General features: G+C 46.6%; 16 protein-coding genes. 14 read left to right on the plus strand and 2 right to left on the minus strand.

Annotated features, from left to right (window positions below; genetic code table 11):
• Positions 1 to 310: 310 nt before the first annotated feature.
• Positions 311 to 1,975 carry an Rqc2 family fibronectin-binding protein gene (locus tag QMA04_RS06320; RefSeq protein ID WP_191714023.1) on the minus strand — a complete coding sequence of 555 codons (1,665 nt, stop codon included), beginning with the start codon at positions 1,973 to 1,975 and terminating at the stop codon, positions 311 to 313.
• 263 nt (positions 1,976 to 2,238) lie between these two features.
• Here QMA04_RS06320 and gmk point away from each other — a divergent pair, with 263 nt between their 5' ends.
• The 12 genes from gmk (at position 2,239) to QMA04_RS06380 (ending at position 14,534) form a co-directional block, all read left to right on the plus strand.
• A complete protein-coding gene (gene gmk, locus QMA04_RS06325) occupies positions 2,239 to 2,859 on the plus strand; it encodes a guanylate kinase (RefSeq protein WP_191714024.1) in 621 nt (206 codons plus the stop codon).
• Positions 2,859 to 3,083, plus strand: coding sequence for a DNA-directed RNA polymerase subunit omega (rpoZ, locus tag QMA04_RS06330; protein WP_142826599.1), 225 nt, complete (start codon positions 2,859 to 2,861; stop codon positions 3,081 to 3,083). Before gmk ends, rpoZ begins: the two co-directional genes overlap by 1 nt.
• Positions 3,084 to 3,157: 74 nt before the next feature.
• Positions 3,158 to 4,363: a bifunctional phosphopantothenoylcysteine decarboxylase/phosphopantothenate--cysteine ligase CoaBC gene (gene coaBC, locus QMA04_RS06335; RefSeq protein ID WP_191714025.1), complete on the plus strand. Its 1,206-nt coding sequence runs from the start codon at positions 3,158 to 3,160 to the stop codon at positions 4,361 to 4,363.
• Positions 4,353 to 6,749, plus strand: a complete 2,397-nt coding sequence (gene priA / locus QMA04_RS06340) for a primosomal protein N' (protein WP_191714026.1) — start codon at positions 4,353 to 4,355, stop codon at positions 6,747 to 6,749. The genes coaBC and priA overlap by 11 nt, the downstream gene beginning before the upstream one ends.
• Before the next feature lie 19 nt (positions 6,750 to 6,768).
• Entirely contained in the window at positions 6,769 to 7,278 is a 510-nt protein-coding gene (gene def, locus QMA04_RS06345; protein ID WP_191714027.1) for a peptide deformylase, read from the plus strand.
• Positions 7,275 to 8,207 carry a methionyl-tRNA formyltransferase gene (gene fmt / locus QMA04_RS06350; RefSeq protein WP_191714028.1) on the plus strand — a complete coding sequence of 311 codons (933 nt, stop codon included), beginning with the start codon at positions 7,275 to 7,277 and terminating at the stop codon, positions 8,205 to 8,207. Before def ends, fmt begins: the two co-directional genes overlap by 4 nt.
• Entirely contained in the window at positions 8,204 to 9,556 is a 1,353-nt protein-coding gene (gene rsmB, locus QMA04_RS06355) for a 16S rRNA (cytosine(967)-C(5))-methyltransferase RsmB (protein ID WP_290184598.1), read from the plus strand. Before fmt ends, rsmB begins: the two co-directional genes overlap by 4 nt.
• A 33-nt stretch (positions 9,557 to 9,589) precedes the next feature.
• The gene (locus tag QMA04_RS06360; RefSeq protein ID WP_290184600.1) at positions 9,590 to 10,339 is read left to right on the plus strand and encodes a Stp1/IreP family PP2C-type Ser/Thr phosphatase; all 750 of its coding nucleotides are present in this window, start codon (positions 9,590 to 9,592) and stop codon (positions 10,337 to 10,339) included.
• 2 nt (positions 10,340 to 10,341) lie between these two features.
• Positions 10,342 to 12,315: a Stk1 family PASTA domain-containing Ser/Thr kinase gene (pknB, locus tag QMA04_RS06365; RefSeq protein ID WP_290184602.1), complete on the plus strand. Its 1,974-nt coding sequence runs from the start codon at positions 10,342 to 10,344 to the stop codon at positions 12,313 to 12,315.
• Positions 12,316 to 12,338: 23 nt separating this feature from the next.
• Positions 12,339 to 13,238, plus strand: coding sequence for a ribosome small subunit-dependent GTPase A (rsgA, locus tag QMA04_RS06370; protein WP_290184604.1), 900 nt, complete (start codon positions 12,339 to 12,341; stop codon positions 13,236 to 13,238).
• Positions 13,231 to 13,896, plus strand: coding sequence for a ribulose-phosphate 3-epimerase (gene rpe / locus QMA04_RS06375; protein WP_290184606.1), 666 nt, complete (start codon positions 13,231 to 13,233; stop codon positions 13,894 to 13,896). The genes rsgA and rpe overlap by 8 nt, the downstream gene beginning before the upstream one ends.
• Positions 13,893 to 14,534: a thiamine diphosphokinase gene (locus QMA04_RS06380; RefSeq protein WP_290184608.1), complete on the plus strand. Its 642-nt coding sequence runs from the start codon at positions 13,893 to 13,895 to the stop codon at positions 14,532 to 14,534. The genes rpe and QMA04_RS06380 overlap by 4 nt, the downstream gene beginning before the upstream one ends.
• A 149-nt stretch (positions 14,535 to 14,683) precedes the next feature.
• Here the strand turns inward: QMA04_RS06380 and rpmB are convergent, their stop codons facing one another.
• Positions 14,684 to 14,872: a 50S ribosomal protein L28 gene (gene rpmB / locus QMA04_RS06385; RefSeq protein ID WP_049693306.1), complete on the minus strand. Its 189-nt coding sequence runs from the start codon at positions 14,870 to 14,872 to the stop codon at positions 14,684 to 14,686.
• 220 nt (positions 14,873 to 15,092) lie between these two features.
• Between rpmB and QMA04_RS06390 the strand changes: the two genes are divergently transcribed.
• Together QMA04_RS06390 and QMA04_RS06395 are read left to right on the plus strand one after the other, a co-directional pair.
• Positions 15,093 to 15,455, plus strand: a complete 363-nt coding sequence (locus QMA04_RS06390) for an Asp23/Gls24 family envelope stress response protein (protein WP_191714035.1) — start codon at positions 15,093 to 15,095, stop codon at positions 15,453 to 15,455.
• Positions 15,456 to 15,473: 18 nt separating this feature from the next.
• A complete protein-coding gene (locus QMA04_RS06395) occupies positions 15,474 to 17,126 on the plus strand; it encodes a DAK2 domain-containing protein (RefSeq protein ID WP_290184613.1) in 1,653 nt (550 codons plus the stop codon).
• Positions 17,127 to 17,219 lie beyond the last annotated feature (93 nt).

The raw sequence follows: 17,219 nt of genomic DNA on the forward strand, positions 1-17,219 counted from the left end.
AATTTTCAATCCTTTATGAACATAGCATTTAAGTCTGGCCAGGGCAACGGGTTATGCTTAATATGTGTGAAAACTCTTTCGGTTTAACATATTAATGTTATGTAAACTAAATGAGTGCAGCCATTACGCTTTCAATTTCGCAGTAAATAAACTTGTTAACATGATGTCTAAGAGTGATGAAGGAGTAAACAGACTGCTTGGATAAATAGGTCAATTCTCTCCAATAAACTGTGGAATTCCATGTTAATTGCAGTTCACTGATTAACTTCAATAAAAAACCGGAAAGCATAAAGCTTTCCGGCATCCTAACTTATTTTTTCAATTTAATGACCAGTTCTTCATCTGGCGTGACGAATACGGTTTTCTGTTCAAAATAAATGACGAATCCAGGTTTTGAGCCATTCGGCTTTTTCACTTGGCGGACTTCAGTGTAATCGACCGGTACAGAAGAAGATTCACGTGCTTTGCTGAAGTAAGCAGCAATCGTAGCAGCTTCGAGTATAGTCGTTTCATCGGGATTGCTGTCATGGATGATGACGTGTGAACCCGGAATGTCTTTTGTATGAAGCCATGTATCGGATTTGGAAGCTACTTTGAATGTCACGTAATCGTTTTGCTTGTTGTTTTTGCCGACAGAGATTGGCGTTCCGCTAGAAGAAACATAGGCTTCTACAGAAGGCTTGGTCGGTTTTTTCTTTTTCTTTGATTTTTGAGCCTTCATAAACCCTTGCTCAGCGAGTTCTTCACGGATTTCTTCAATATCTGAAATGCCGGCTTGTTGGACTTGAGACATCAAGGTCTCGAAATACTCGATATCCTCTGTCGTTTTGTCGATTTGTTCCTGGGTTTTGACGACGGCTGTTTTCGCTTTCTGGTAGCGTGAATAATAACGCTGGGAATTGTCGATCGGCGTTTTCCGCGGATCCAACGTGATGGTGACTTTTTCATCGTTGTAATAATTGTCGACTTCGATTTCCTTCATGCCTTTGGTGATGCGGTGAAGGTTGGCCATGATCAATTCGCCATTTAATTGAAGCGTTTCACGTTTTTCAGCCTGATCCTGTTCTTTTTTCAATTTCTTCAGCTTCAGTTTCAACTTGGAAATTTCATTTTGCAGCCATCTTTCCAGATCCCCGGCCTGCTGTTTAACACGGTCGCGTTCGGCTTTTGCGTAATACATCCGGTCAAGCAGTTCACCAAGTGTCGGGAATTCCAGTCCTTCTTCTTGGATATGGGTCAACGGAGTGGCAGAGAAAAAGCTTTTGCCGCCATGTTCGACATAATAGCCTTGTGGCTGCTGTTTCAGGAAATCTGCCAGAAATGCTTCAGCAATTGCCGCCTTCTTGTCGGAAGTTTCCAGACGAAATGCAAGTTCACGCGCATTTAATGGAGAAAATCCGGAAAATTGGCTGACGATTTCTGTTGGCTCTGTAACCGCCAATTCCTCGGCTGCTTCGAACGGATCTTTTTTCTCCTGGGATGGAGGAAAGATATAAGGCTGGCCGGGAAGAATGGTGCGAAAAGAGTTGACGCTTGGCGGCAAATGTTTCAAGCTGTCGAGAATCATCGTACGCTCCGCATCAATCAGGATGACGTTCGAATGCCGACCCATCATTTCGACGTGGAGTTCACGTTCGATGTCATCGCCGATTTCATTTTTTGCTTTGATCTTCAACATGATCAGGCGGTCCATCCCGTATTGCGAGATTTCGGTGATGACGCCGCCTTCGATGTGCTTGCGAAGCAGCATGCAGAACATCGGCGGTTCAGAAGGGTTGATGTTTGCTGCGGCCGTCAAGTGAATCCGTGAATAGGACGGATGGATGGAAATCAACAATTTATGGTTCTTTCCTTGGGCACGTATATGTAGAAGCAGTTCAAGCTGGTTGGGCTGATGAACTTTTGAAATTCTGCCGGTGACGAGCTGTTGAAGTTCGCTTGTCATCGATTTTGTAAATAATCCATCAAATGCCATTAAATATCCCTCTTTCAAATCGTTTTGTTCCATCTTATCATTTTCTCGGTGTATTATGATATAATAAGACAGTTAGTTAGAAAACGAAGAATAAGGTTCAGCAGAAAATGTCCGTGAAACAATCTGTGAAAAGCAGGAGAATTCAGTTCGATCTGCTGGACGCGAAAATGGAACGGCACATCGGGTGATCCGGTAACGGCAGAGCAGGAACCTGTAGTTCTGGCGTTTGAAAGAAAATGATGACGAGGCAAGTGAGGGATAAAATGAGAAACCAACGTGGACTGCTGATAGTCCTATCAGGGCCTTCGGGTGTTGGAAAAGGCACCGTAAGAAAAGAGCTGTTCTCACAGCCGGATACAAATTATGAATACTCCATCTCGATGACGACCAGAGCGCCACGGGAAGGGGAAGTTGATGAAGTCGATTATTTCTTTAAAACACGCAGTGAGTTTGAGGAATTGATCGAGCAGGATCAACTGCTCGAATATGCAGAGTTTGTCGGAAATTACTATGGGACACCGCTTGAGTACGTCAACAAGATGCGCGATGCGGGCCGTGATGTATTTCTGGAAATCGAAGTACAGGGTGCTGCCCAGGTCCGTTCGAAAGTTCCGGATGGCCTGTTTATCTTTTTGGCGCCGCCGAGCCTGTCGGAACTTGAAGAACGGCTGGTCGGGCGTGGCACCGAATCGGATGACGTGATCGCTTCCCGCCTGCAAGCCGCGAGGCAAGAGTTGGAAATGATGAACTTGTACGATTATGTAGTCGAAAATGATGAAGTTGAAAATGCCTGTGACCGAATCAATGCCATCATTATTGCGGAGCATTGCAAACGTGAACGTGTTGAAAAACGATATTTTGATATGCTAAAGGAGAATGTCTGATGTTATACCCATCCGTTGATAAACTGAAAAGCCGAATTGATTCAAAATACTCGCTGGTTGCGCTTGCTTCTAAACGTGCACGCCAATTGCACGAACACGGTGATGAAAAATTGGATTCATATGTTTCTACTAAATCGGTCGGAAAAGCACTTGAAGAAGTAGCCGCCGGCGCTTTGACACAGGAAAAACAAGATGAATTTGCAGTATACGAAGACGAAATTTAACCATTAATCGCAACAGACGACTCCCAGAGCAAACTTGTTCTTTGGGAGTTTGTTGTTTAGAAAGGGTGTTTGAGTTGTTGGAGAATCGTAAAATCCTACTATGTGTCAGCGGAGGAATTGCCGTCTATAAAGCTGTGGCGCTTGTCAGCAAGCTTTCTCAGGCGGGAGCTTCCGTTAAAGTCATCATGACCCGTTCAGCACAGCAATTTGTGCAGCCGCTGACGTTCCAGGTCATGTCCAGAAACGATGTCTATACCGATACATTTGATGAGAAGGATTCTTCCGTCATCGCGCATATCGATCTTGCGGATTGGGCAGACCTGATCATTGTTGCGCCGGGCACAGCCAATGTCATCGGCAAATTGGCCGGCGGCATTGGTGACGATATGGTCACGACTACTTTGTTGGCAGCAACCGCTCCTATCTGGATTGCTCCGGCAATGAATGTCCATATGTACGACCATCCGGCAGTGAAACGCAACATCCAGCAGCTTCATGCAGACGGCATCCGTTTTATCGAACCTTCCGAAGGCTTTTTGGCCTGTGGCTATGTCGGCAAAGGACGCCTTGAAGAGCCGGAGAAAATCACAGAGCTCGTCAAAGGTTATTTTACGCGCGAGCATAAACTTGCTGGAAAAAAAGTCATTGTTACCGCTGGGCCGACACGTGAACGCATCGATCCTGTTCGGTTTCTGACCAATTTTTCAAGCGGCAAGATGGGCTATGCCATGGCAGGTGCTGCTGCGGAGATGGGAGCCGAAACCATTTTAATCAGCGGTCCCGTGTCATTGCCGGTGCCAAGCGGCGTTACCCGGATACTGGTGGAAAGTGCTGAAGATATGCTGCAGGCAGTCGAAGCGCATTACGACAGTTCAGATTACGTCATCAAAACGGCTGCTGTGGCTGATTACCGACCAAAAACAGTAGCTGATCGAAAAATGAAGAAACAAGAAGGCGGCTCGACCATCGTTCTTGAACGGACAGTCGATATCCTTCAACAGTTAGGCGAAAACAAGAAAAACCAGGTGTTGATCGGTTTCGCGGCCGAGACCAATGATGTTGGACAATACGCCAAAGATAAATTGGAACGTAAAAATGCAGATTATATTATTGCCAATGATGTAACAGAAGCACAGGCGGGCTTTGAATCGGATACCAATCGGGTGACAGTCTACGGGAAAAACGGCTTTGAACAAGCATTCGACATGATGTCCAAGCAGCAATTGGCCCGCCAATTGCTTGACTTGATTACGGAAAAGGAAAAACTGCATGATAGCTGAAGTCATTGTGGACGTAGCTGCCCATCCGATCGACCGCCCTTTTGATTATGCCATTCCAAAAGAAGTGGCAGTACTGGCAGAGCCGGGAATGCGTGTCAAAGTGCCTTTTGGCAACCGCAAAGTACTGGGGTTCATCACTAAGCTCAAAGAGACTTCAGAATTTGACCCGAAACGCCTGAAACCGATTCATGAGCTGATGGACGTGGTGCCGGTTTTAAATGAAGAACTGCTGAAGATGGCCCAATGGATGAAAGAGCAAACGGTTTGTTTTGAAATTGACGCGCTGCAGGTCATGGTGCCAGCAGCTTTGCGGGCAAAATACGAGAAGCGTTTTGTACTGAATGCACCGCTTGAAGAAATTGCAGCGCCTTTGCGCATTTATTTCGAAAAACGGCCTTTTATCCGGCTGCAGGACGCAGTGGACATATACAGTCTGCTGAAAAAAGAGATGGAAAAAGGCACAATCATTGCGGATACCGATATTCAACAGCAAACCGCTGTTAAAAAAGTCCGTATGATTCATATCTCTGACAGCATTGAAAAGCTGGAAGCCATTGAAATTCGTGCCAATGCCAAGCAACAGCTCAAGTTGATGGACTTTTTCCTGAGAAATGCAGGCCGCTCGATCGAATCTTCCCAACTTCAGAAAGAAGCGGAGGTTTCGCTGCCGACAATCTACAGCTTAGTGGAAAAAGAAGCCGCTCAGATTTCCAATATGGAATCGTACCGGGATCCGAAGCTGCTGACTGAAATCGAGCAAAAATCGTCGCTGCAATTGACCGGAGCCCAACAAATTGCTTTTGATTCGATTGAAAATGCATTGAATACACCGAAGACCTTTCTGCTGCATGGCATTACTGGCAGTGGGAAGACCGAAATCTATCTGCAGACCATCGACCAGGTGCTGAAGCAAGGAAAAGAAGCGATCATGCTGGTGCCGGAAATTTCGCTGACCCCTCAAATGACCATTCGCTTTAAAGAGCGTTTCGGAGACCAGGTCGCTGTTTTGCACAGTGGATTGTCGGCTGGCGAAAAATACGATGAATGGCGAAAAATCCAGCGGGCTGAAGTGAAAGTGGTAGTAGGGGCACGTTCGGCTATTTTTGCGCCTTTTCAGAATCTGGGTCTGATCATTCTGGATGAAGAGCATGAATCCAGCTATAAGCAGGACGATTCCCCACGCTATCATGCACGCGACATGGCCATTTGGCGCAGTGAATACCATAATTGTCCGGTTATTCTTGGCAGCGCAACGCCTTCATTGGAATCATATGCACGTGCACAAAAAGGCGTCTATGAATTGCTGGTACTGGAAAAACGGGCAAAAAACCAACCATTGCCCGATGTCCATATTGTGGATATGCGGGAAGAACTGCGCAACGGCAACCGGTCCATGTTTTCGGTGCAATTAGCGGATGCTATCCGCGACCGTCTGGAGAAAAAGCAGCAGACCGTATTGTTCCTCAATAAACGCGGCTATTCATCATTTGTGTTATGCCGGGATTGCGGAACGGTCATGCAATGCCCCAATTGTGATATTTCGCTGACTTACCACCGCTCAAGCGAAACGATGAAATGCCATTATTGCGGCTATGATGAACGCGTACCGAAAACCTGTCCGGAATGTGAAAGCGAGCATATTCGGTTTTTCGGAACCGGCACGCAGAAAGTCGAAGAAGAGCTGGCGAAAGTGGTGCCGGAAGCACGCGTTCTTCGAATGGATGTCGACACGACGCGCAATAAAGGTGCGCATGAGAAAATCCTGTCCGCTTTTGGCGAAGGCAAAGCAGACATCCTGCTGGGTACCCAAATGATCGCCAAAGGCTTGGATTTTCCGAATATCACATTAGTAGGTGTGTTGTCGGCGGATACTACTTTGCATCTGCCTGACTTCCGGGCGGCGGAAAAGACCTATCAATTGCTGACGCAGGTCAGCGGCCGCGCAGGGCGGGATATTCTGCCGGGGACGGTTTTTGTCCAATCCTATACGCCGGAACATTACGCCATCACGTTGGCGAAAGACCAATTGTATGAGCCGTTTTATGAACAGGAAATGGCCATGCGCAGAGCGAGTGGTTATCCGCCGTATTACTATGTCGTCAACATCCAGTTTACGCACGAAGATTTAATGACAGTGGCTGAATACGCCGATCAAACGGTCCGTTATTTGAAGAGCCACTTGTCTCCCAACACCTTGATCATCGGGCCCTCAGCTTCCCTGATCGCCCGTGTCAACAATAGATATCGTTATCAATGTTTGATAAAATACAAAAAAGAACCGAAACTGACCGATACGATGCAGCAACTGATCAAAATCCATCGCACGGAATGGCTGAAAAAAGGCGCCACGCTGTCGATTGACATGAATCCGACATCGGTCATGTAACAGAAAAGAGGAAATGAATATGTCTATTCGAATGGTAGTAAAACACCCGAACGAAGTATTGGAAACGAAATGTCAGCCGGTGACGGCTTTTGATAAAAAATTGGCTGCGCTTTTGGATGATATGCATGAAACAATGGTGGAATCGGACGGCGTCGGCATTGCCGCCCCTCAAGTGGGCGTAGCAATTCGTGCCGCGATCGTTGATTTCCGTGAAGGGCAGGATCCGATTGAAATGATCAATCCGGAACTGGTGCTATTTGAAGGCGCTGAAACCGATATTGAAGGCTGCCTCAGCTTCCCAGGGATTTTTGGGGAAGTGGAGCGCTATGACCACATCAAGATTAAAGCGCAGGAACGCGACGGTTCCTGGTATGAGCTGGAAGCGGAAGGCTATGAAGCCCGCGCGATCCAGCATGAAATGGACCATTTGGACGGCGTCTTGTTTACCAGCAAAATCACAAAATATGTGACACAGGAAGAATTGGATGAAATGATCCGCCAGCAGGAAGAAGAGGAGGAACAGGTTTGACCAAAATCGTATTTATGGGAACCCCTGCCTTTTCCGCACCCATTTTGCGGATGCTCGTCGAGGAAGGCTATGAAGTCATTTCCGTCGTTACGCAGCCGGATCGGCCAGTCGGACGCAAAAAAATTATGACGGCAACACCGGTTAAAGAAGAAGCGATGCGCCTTGGATTGCCGGTCTATCAACCGGAAAAACTGAAAAATCCGGAAGAGCTTCAACATGTGTTGGATCTTGAAGCTGATTTGATTGTTACTGCAGCATTTGGGCAGATTTTGCCAAGTGAGATTTTGGAAGCACCGAAACTTGGAGCCATCAATGTCCATGCGTCATTGTTGCCGGCATACCGCGGAGGCGCGCCGATCCATCAAGCCATCATGGATGGCCAGAAAGAAACAGGCGTTACAATCATGTACATGGTGGACCGGTTGGACGCTGGCGATATCATCTCGCAGGTGGTCGTACCGATTGAAGAACGCGACCATACGGGCAGCATGTTCGACAAGCTGAGCATTGCCGGGCGTGATCTGTTGAAGAGAACACTGCCGCCGATTATTGCGGGAACAAACGAACGCATACCTCAGGACGAACAGGCGGTTACTTATGCCCGCAATATTTCGCGTGAGCAGGAACGCATCGACTGGTCGAAGCCAGCAGCGGCCATCTATAACCAAGTTCGGGGATTGCATCCATGGCCAGTTGCTTACACAACGTTCAATGGAGCGAATATGAAAATCTGGTGGGCTGAAAAAACGTCATCAAACGCCAGCGGCCAAGCCGGCAAAGTTGTCGGCTTGACCGAAGACTCGATTTTGGTCCAGACCGGAGAAGGCGTTTTGGCCATCACCGAATTGCAGCCGGCAGGAAAAAAACGCATGACGGCAAAAGAGTATTTAAAAGGACCTAAAATCCAGGCAGGAGATTTATTCGAATGAAAAACAAAAAACTTCAAGGCAACGTCCGCGATGCCGCATTCTCAATCCTATGGGCAGTGGAGAACAAGCAGGCTTACAGCAACTTATTGCTTCACCAGACGATTGAAAGCTATGGCATTGCAGCTAAAAACAGGGGCTTGCTGACGGAAATCACATATGGCACTCTCCAGCATCAAATGACACTGGATTATTACCTGGAACCTTACCTGAAAGGAAAAATCGAACCTTGGGTTAAAACCTTGCTGAGATTATCCTTGTACCAGATTGTCTACTTGGATCGCATTCCTGCACACGCAGTGGTCCATGAGGCGGTTGAAATCGCAAAACGCCGTGGACATGGCGGAGTGGCTTCTGTGGTCAATGGCGTTCTGCGTTCAGTTCAGCGCAATGGCGTCCGTTCGTTCAACACCATCAGTGACCCATACGAAAAGATTTCCATCGAAACGAGCCACCCAATCTGGATGATCAGACGTTGGGCAGAACAATTCGGTTTGGAAAAAACACGTGAAATGGCATTGGAAAACAACAAAACGCCATTGCAGACTGTCCGTGTCAACACTACCCGTGCCACAGTCGAAGAAGTGATTGAAATGCTTGAATCAGAAGAACTGGAGGCAGTGCCGAGTAAATTCATCCCGGAATGCCTGATTGTCACAAATGGCCAACCTGCCCGCACGGCTACATTCGAAAAAGGTTTTATCACCATCCAAGATGAAAGTTCCATGCTGCCGGCTTATGCCCTGCAGGTTGAACCGGAAATGACCGTGCTTGATATGTGCGCAGCACCTGGCGGCAAAACCACCCACATTGCGGAAAAGATGAACAATAGCGGAACTTTGTATGCGCTTGACCTGCACGCACATAAAGTAAAGCTGATTGACGAAACAGCCAAGCGATTGGGCCATACGGTCATTGAAACAGAAGTGGGCGACGGCAAGAAAAGCGTTGAACGTTTCGGTGAAGAAAAATTCGACCGCATCCTTGTGGATGCTCCGTGCAGCGGTTTGGGTGTCATCAAACGTAAACCTGATATTAAGTATACGAAAAAAGAAGAGGACTTCGCCCGTCTGCAGAAAATCCAACTCGAGCTGCTGGACCAGGCAGCCCGCCTATTAAAAGAAGGCGGCATCGTGGTCTACAGCACCTGTACAGTGGATGCCATGGAAAACAGAGGGACAGCTGAACAGTTTTTGAAAGAACATCCTGAAATGGAGAAAATCCAGGCAGCCTTGCCTGCAGCCATGGGCATCAAGCATACAGGCTTTGTTCAGGTATTTCCGCAGGATTATGGAAGCGATGGTTTTTTCATCGCGGCTTTTCAAAAGACCCAGAAAACAGCAACAGCTTAAAGCAGGATAAGATTAGAATCGGGGTGTCATGATTTGTTTCGGTATGTGGTAGAAAGTGATACAGGTAGGATCCGTGAAGTAAATGAGGACAGTGTGGCGGTATTAAAACGCCCCGACGGCCTCCTATTGGCAGTCGTGGCAGATGGAATGGGCGGACATAAAGCCGGCGATGTTGCCAGCAAAATGACCGTCGATCAGCTCAGCCAGTATTTTCTGGAAGATGAGTCAATGTCGTTCCTGACGCTTGACAGCAAAAGGAAATGGCTTTCGGAACGTATTCAAACAGTCAACCGGCTGGTTTTTGAACATTCGTTAGCCAACCCGGAATGCAAAGGGATGGGCACGACGTTGATTGCGGCGCTGATTGATGACAAAGAAGGCATTTTATGCCATATCGGCGACAGCCGTGCTTACTTGATCAATGGTGGCATCAGTCAGATTACACGAGACCATTCGTATGTCAATGTGCTGGTCGACAGCGGGGAAATCAGCCAGGAAGAAGCTGAAGAACATCCGAAGAAAAATTGGATTGTCCGGGCGCTCGGGACCGAGGCTGAGATTGAAAGGGAAATGATTAATTTCTCTTTTGATGAAGCCTCCTATCTATTGATTTGTTCAGATGGCCTCAGCAATAAAGTTTCGAAAGAGGAATTGGCTTCCATCGTCAGATCAACAGCTCCGCTTTCCCAGAAAGGGCAGAAGCTGGTCACTTTGGCCAATGATCTTGGAGGAGAAGATAATATTTCCTTGATTCTTCTGTCCTCTGTGGATGAGGAGGTATAAGTATGTTGATAGGCAAAAGCGTCAACGGCCGCTACAAAATCAAGGAGTTGATTGGCGGCGGCGGAATGTCCAATGTGTATTTGGCACATGACATGATTTTGGACCGGGACATTGCGATCAAAATCCTCCGTTACGATTTTTCAAATGAAGAAGAACTGCGCAGACGTTTCCAACGGGAAGCGTTGTCCACAACCAGTCTGGCGCATCCGAACATCGTCAATATTTTCGATGTGGGCGAAGATGGATCCGTGCATTATTTAGTGATGGAATACGTTCCGGGAAAAACGTTAAAAGAATACATAATCGAACATTCACCAGTGTCGCCTGAGCGGGCTGTTGAGATTATGAAACAATTGACTTCGGCATTGGCGCATGCGCATCACAATCAAATTGTCCACCGGGACATCAAGCCGCAAAACATTTTAATGGATGCAGAAGGCAATGTGAAAATCTCTGATTTCGGCATTGCGATGGCATTAAGTGCAACTTCTTATACCCAGACAAATTCTGTGCTCGGGACCGTCCATTACTTGTCGCCTGAGCAGGCACGCGGAGGCACCGCCAATAAAAAATCCGATATCTATTCACTGGGCATCGTGATGTACGAATTGATCACAGGGAAACTGCCGTTTTCCGGTGAATCGGCCGTATCGATTGCCTTAAAGCATCTGCAGACAGAGACTCCATCTTTGCGCGATGCTGTTCCGACACTTCCTCAAAGTTTAGAGAACATCGTTTTAAAAGCTACGGCAAAAAATATGCAGCACCGTTATCAGTCAGCTGACGAAATGGAAGAAGATTTGGCAACGGCTTTATTGCCGGAGCGGCTGAATGAACCGAAATTCACGGTTCCTGAAGATCAGGATGAAACGCGTGCTATGCCAGCAATAAAGGATACATCGGCTTACACGAACGTGGCGGATACGAAAACAATGCCGCTGCCGGTGAATGAAGTGAAAAAAGAACAGCAAGCTCCGCCTAAAAAGAAAAAGAAGAAATGGCCATGGATTGTGGGCATACTAGCCTTTCTGCTGATCAGCGGATTGGTCCTCGCGATTGCTTTTCCGGGTTTATTTGAACCAAGGCAAGTGGCTGTTCCGGATATAACAGGTATGGAGCGCAACGAAGCACTTGAAGAACTCCAGGCCGCAGGGTTTGTTGTGGGGGAAGAAACAGATGAGTACTCAGAGCAAGTAGCAACCGATCACGTGATTCGAACAATTCCGGAAGCCGGAAAAATGAGGGACCGCGAAACGCAAATTCAACTGTTTGTCAGCATGGGCAAAGAAATTGCTGAAATGGATGATTTTGTCGGCAGCACCCTTGAAGAGGCAGAAGAAGCGCTGGAAGAACAGAAATTTGCGCCAGCTGAGTCCAGTGAAGAATTTTCCGACCAGCCGGTAGGCACCATTCTGACTCAAGAACCCGCAGCCGGTAAAGAAGTCATCATCAGTGAAACCACTGTCGAGTTTATTGTCAGCAAAGGTCCGGATCTGCGCAACGTAGAAAATTTGGCAGGGTTTACAGAAGAGAACCTCAATGACTATGCCCGTTCTTCCGGTTTTAATATCCGCATAATATCCGAACAGGCTTCTGATGAAGTCGAAGCAGGAAAAGTCATGTCACAAACCCCTGCTGCTGGAGAACAGCTGGAAGCCGGCAGTACAATTGAAGTCGTCATTTCTGCAGGCCAACCGGAAAAACCGTTGAAAACCTATATCCATACGGTGGAAATTCCATATGAACCTGCGGAACCCGCCGCAGAAGGTGAAGAGCCGGTGGAGCAGACCGTACAGATCTATGTCCAGGACAATTCACAGACGATGGTAGAACCTGTCGAGGAGTTTACTATCACAGAAGACAAGCAGCAGCGCATTGAAATGCAGATTGCCGAAGGGGAAAGTGCTTCTTACCGGATCGTCCGGGACTCTACGGTCATCCAGGAAGAAACTTTTGAATATTCAAGTGTAGACTAAACAGCAGCTAAAGGAGTGGAAAGATGCCGAAAGGTCAAATCAGAAAAGCATTGAGCGGATTTTATTATGTATTGGATGAAGATGGACAACGTTACATCCAGTGCCGTGGCCGTGGAGTATTTCGCAATCGCCAAATAACGCCGCTCGTCGGGGATTACGTTGACTACAAAGCGGAAAACAACGATTTGGAAGGAACGATCCTGCATGTTTATGAGCGGAAAAACGAATTGGTGAGACCGCCGATTTCAAATGTCGATCAAGCCATCCTTGTTTTTTCAGCCAAACAGCCGGACTTCCATCCCTTGTTGTTGGACCGCTTTTTAACGGCTATTGAGTCGCATTCAATTCAACCGATCATTTGCCTGACAAAAATGGATCTGCTGAAAGATACGGAGAAAGAAAAAATCCAACGCTATGTAGCCGATTATGAAAAGATTGGTTACGAAGTAATTCCGACATACATTGATGACCCTGCGTTAAGAGATCGTCTGATGCCCGTCCTGGAAGGGAAAATCAGTGTTCTGGCAGGACAGTCGGGAGTAGGGAAATCGACTTTACTGAACACCATTTTGCCGTCTTTGGAATTGAAGACGGACGATATTTCAAAAGCGCTGAACCGCGGAAAGCATACCACACGCCATGTCGAACTGATTGCAGTCAATAATGGGTTGCTGGCGGATACACCCGGCTTCAGCTCATTCGACTTTGAGACCATTGAGCGGGAAGAATTGTCTGCATGTTTCCCTGAATTCGCAGCGCGTTCCAATGACTGCAAATTCCGTGAATGTTTGCACATGAATGAACCTAAATGTGCGATTAAAGCGGCCGTAGAGGCTAATGAAATTCCTGATTACCGTTATAAGCATTACCTGAAATTCCTGGAAGAAATAATGAGCCGAAAGCCGAGGTATTCAAATGATTAAAATTGCACCGTCTATTTTAGCAGCCGATTTTGCCAAACTTGGAGAAGAAGTACTGGAAGTGGAAAGAGCAGGAGCGGATTGGATCCACGTGGATGTCATGGACGGCCATTTCGTGCCGAATATTTCATTTGGGCCGATTGTCCTGAATGCCATCCGTCCGTTGACCAAATTGCCGATGGATGTCCATTTGATGATCGAAAATCCGGACCTTTACATTGAGGAGTTTGCAAAAGCAGGCGCTGACTTTATCACTGTCCATGTAGAGGCTTGTCCGCACCTTCACCGGACCATTCAATTGATCCGTTCGTTTGGCGTCAAACCGGGTGTCGTCTTGAACCCGCATACACCGATAGAAACGATCCAGCACGTGCTGGAAGATATCGATATGGTCCTGTTCATGACCGTCAACCCAGGATTCGGGGGACAAAAGTTCATTCATTCTGTTGTTCCGAAAGTCAAACAACTGTCGGATATCATCAAAGAAAAAGACCTTTCCATCGAAATTGAAATAGATGGCGGCATCAATGAAGAAACCATCAAACCTTGTGCAGAAGCTGGCGCGACTGTATTTGTAGCCGGATCAGCCATCTACAGCAAGGAAGACCGGACGCAGGCTCTTCAGGCGATCAGGAAAGCAGGAGAAGAGGCGATTTCGTGAACGTCATTCTCATCGCAGGAGGTCCGGCAGGTGAACTGCCGGACTTTTCTTTTTTTCCGGAAGCTTCCTATATCGGCGTCGATGCCGGTACGCTGACGCTTCTCGAAAAAGGCATTCAGCCAGCAGCAGCTGTGGGTGATTTCGATTCGGTGACAGCGGAAGACTATAAAAAAATCCTTGCAGTTTTGCCTGAATTGGCGCGGTCTCCATCTGAAAAAGAGCAGTCGGATACCGAGCTCGGGTTGGAGAAGGCGATGACCTATCAGCCCGATCAAATCATCTTGGCAGGTGTGACAGGCGGGCGGCTCGATCACTATATGAGCGCTTTGCATATCATGTTCAAATATCAGCAGGAATTTCCGAAAACGAATTTTGTTCTATTGAACAACCAAAACCGCATTCGCTTTTTTAGTCCGGGCACCCACGCTGTGGAAAAGGATGAACGCTACCGTTATGTGTCGTTTTATCCATTTGCAGAAGAAGTCGGGGGACTGACGTTATCCGGCTTTAAGTATCCAGTGACTGATGACACAATCCCTTTTGGGAGCACGCGATTTGTCAGCAATGAGTTGCTTGGGCAGGGCAGCGTCACCATTCAAAGTGGATGCTGTCTGATGGTGGAAAGTTCTGACGGGTAAGTGTTCAGTGCAACATAAAACAGGCAGCGAAAAGGAAGACTCTTTTCGCTGCCTGTTTTTATGTTGCGTTTAAACGATCTTATCATTAATCGTTAACAACGAAAAAATGCCAGGCTGATTAGATCAGCACCGGCATTATCCATGAGCGATTATACGCGCTCAACTTTTCCTGATTTCATGGCTCTTGCAGAAACCCATACACGTTTCGGTTTACCGTCTACAAGGATGCGAACTTTTTGAAGGTTTGCTCCCCATGTACGTTTCGTCGAATTCATTGCGTGCGAACGGGCATTTCCGGCGCGAGCTTTACGTCCACTAATTGCACATACTTTAGGCATGTAAGTCCCTCCTCACAAGTGAAGCTGAAAATTATTATAGAATTTCAGTTCGTTTTTCGTTTCACATACTTTAATAATTTACCACAGACATATCGGGTTTGCAACTATATTTCGAGGTCTTTAAAGAAAAAAACCTTTACACCCTAAAACGCCTCCTTTTCTTCTATAAGGGTTTAAGGTAGAATGAAAAGAGTGAAATAGGACTCAAGGAGGAATTTCAATGTCGATTGAATTGAAGAACGAATATGGTCAAATCGATATTTCCAATGATGTAATTGCTCAAATAGCAGGCGGCGCCGCTATCGAATGCTATGGTATTGTAGGCATGGCAACGAAACACCAGATACGTGACGGCTTGACAGATATCCTTCGCAAAGAAAATTTCGCTAAAGGAGTGCTTGTGCGCCAGGAAGATGACGATTTGGTCATTGATATGTATGTCATCATCAGTTATGGTACGAAAATTTCTGAAGTAGCTTATCAAGTCCAGTCCAAAGTGAAATACACAGTAAACCAAACATTAGGAATGTCAGTAAAAGCAGTAAACATTTTTGTCCAAGGAGTTCGTGTAACGAACCCGTAGGAGGAGGAAGAGTCAGTTATGAAGTCATTAAACGGATTAAAGTTCGCTGAAATGGTGCAGATGGGATCACACCATCTTTTTCAAAATGCGGATTATGTTGATGCATTAAACGTGTTCCCGGTGCCTGATGGCGATACAGGAACGAATATGAATTTATCGATGACTTCTGGAGCGAAGGAAACGACTGCCCAAGCAGAAGAACACATCGGCAAAACAGCAAACGCTTTATCAAAAGGCTTGTTGATGGGTGCCCGAGGAAATTCGGGTGTTATTCTTTCTCAGCTTTTCAGAGGTTTCAGCAAATACATTGCAGCCGAAACGGAATTGTCCGCACTTAAGTTTGCTGAAGCTCTTCAGCATGGCGTAGAGACGGCGTATAAAGCTGTAATGAAACCGGTTGAAGGAACAATTTTGACGGTCGCAAAAGATGCGGCTGCCAAAGGCATGGAAACAGCGAAGACAGAAGAAGATCTCATTGTATGGTTCGAAACGGTTTTGGCGGAAGCACAGGCTTCTTTAGAGCGGACTCCGGATCTTTTGCCCGTTTTGAAAGAAGTGGGTGTCGTTGACAGTGGCGGACAAGGTCTCGTATATGTCTACGAAGGTTTCTTGGCTTCATTGAAAGGCGAAGAATTACCGGAAAAACATACGCATAACTCAATGACGGACTTAGTCAGCGCAGAACATCATAAAAATATTGCGAGCTTCATGGATACAGCTGATATTGAATTTGGCTACTGCACGGAGTTTATGGTGAAATTTGAAAAAGGCAAGAAAGAGTTTAACGAAGCTTTATTTCGTTCTGATTTGAGTGAGTATGGAGATTCTTTGCTGGTCATCGCTGATGATGAAATTGCAAAAATTCATATCCATTCGGAAGAACCAGGAAAAGTGCTTACATATGGGCAGGACTACGGAAGCCTGATCAGCATGAAAATAGAGAATATGCGTCAGCAGCATATTGATATTGTCGGCGAAGACTTCCAGAAAAATGCGCCAAAACAGCAGACAGTACAGCCATACGCGGTGGTGACGGTTGCAATGGGCGAAGGTATCGCAGATTTGCTTCGCAGCATCGGCGCTTCCTATGTTATTGAAGGCGGCCAGACGATGAACCCATCGACAGAAGATATCGTCAACGCGGTCAAGTCGATCGGTGCAGAGCGCGTGCTGATCTTGCCGAACAACAAGAACATTATTATGGCTGCAGAACAGGCAGCTGAACTTTTGGATATTGAAGCAGCAGTCGTACCGACAAAAGATGTACCTCAAGGGATGTCTGCTTTGTTGGCCTTTAATCCAGATGCTTCGGTGGAAGATAACCAGGCTGCCATGGCGAGCGCTTCCAAACATGTGAAGTCGGGATCTGTGACATTTGCGGTCCGCGATACTTCAATCGATGGCATCGAAATTAAAAAAGATGACTTCATGGGGATTTCTGAAGGCAAAATCGTTGTCTCTGACAGCAACCTGGATTCGGTAACCGAAAAACTGGCTAAACAGCTGGTGGACAGTGAAGCGGAAATTGTTACCATTCTTTTCGGTGAAGATGTGACAGCGGCTGATGCTGAAAAGTTGGGTCAATTCATTGAAACGCTGAACAGCGACGTCGAAGTTGAAATTCATGAAGGCAAACAACCTCTTTATCCGTTTATAATTGCTGTAGAATAATATTATTTTTTTAGATTTTCCAATAAAATTAAGATTTGAGCGCATACCCTGTATGCGCTTTTATTTTTGTTAAATATGTCGAAATAGTGTAAA

It is taken from the genome of Planococcus sp. APC 3900, from assembly GCF_030407735.1.
GTDB lineage: Bacteria > Bacillota > Bacilli > Bacillales_A > Planococcaceae > Planococcus > Planococcus notacanthi.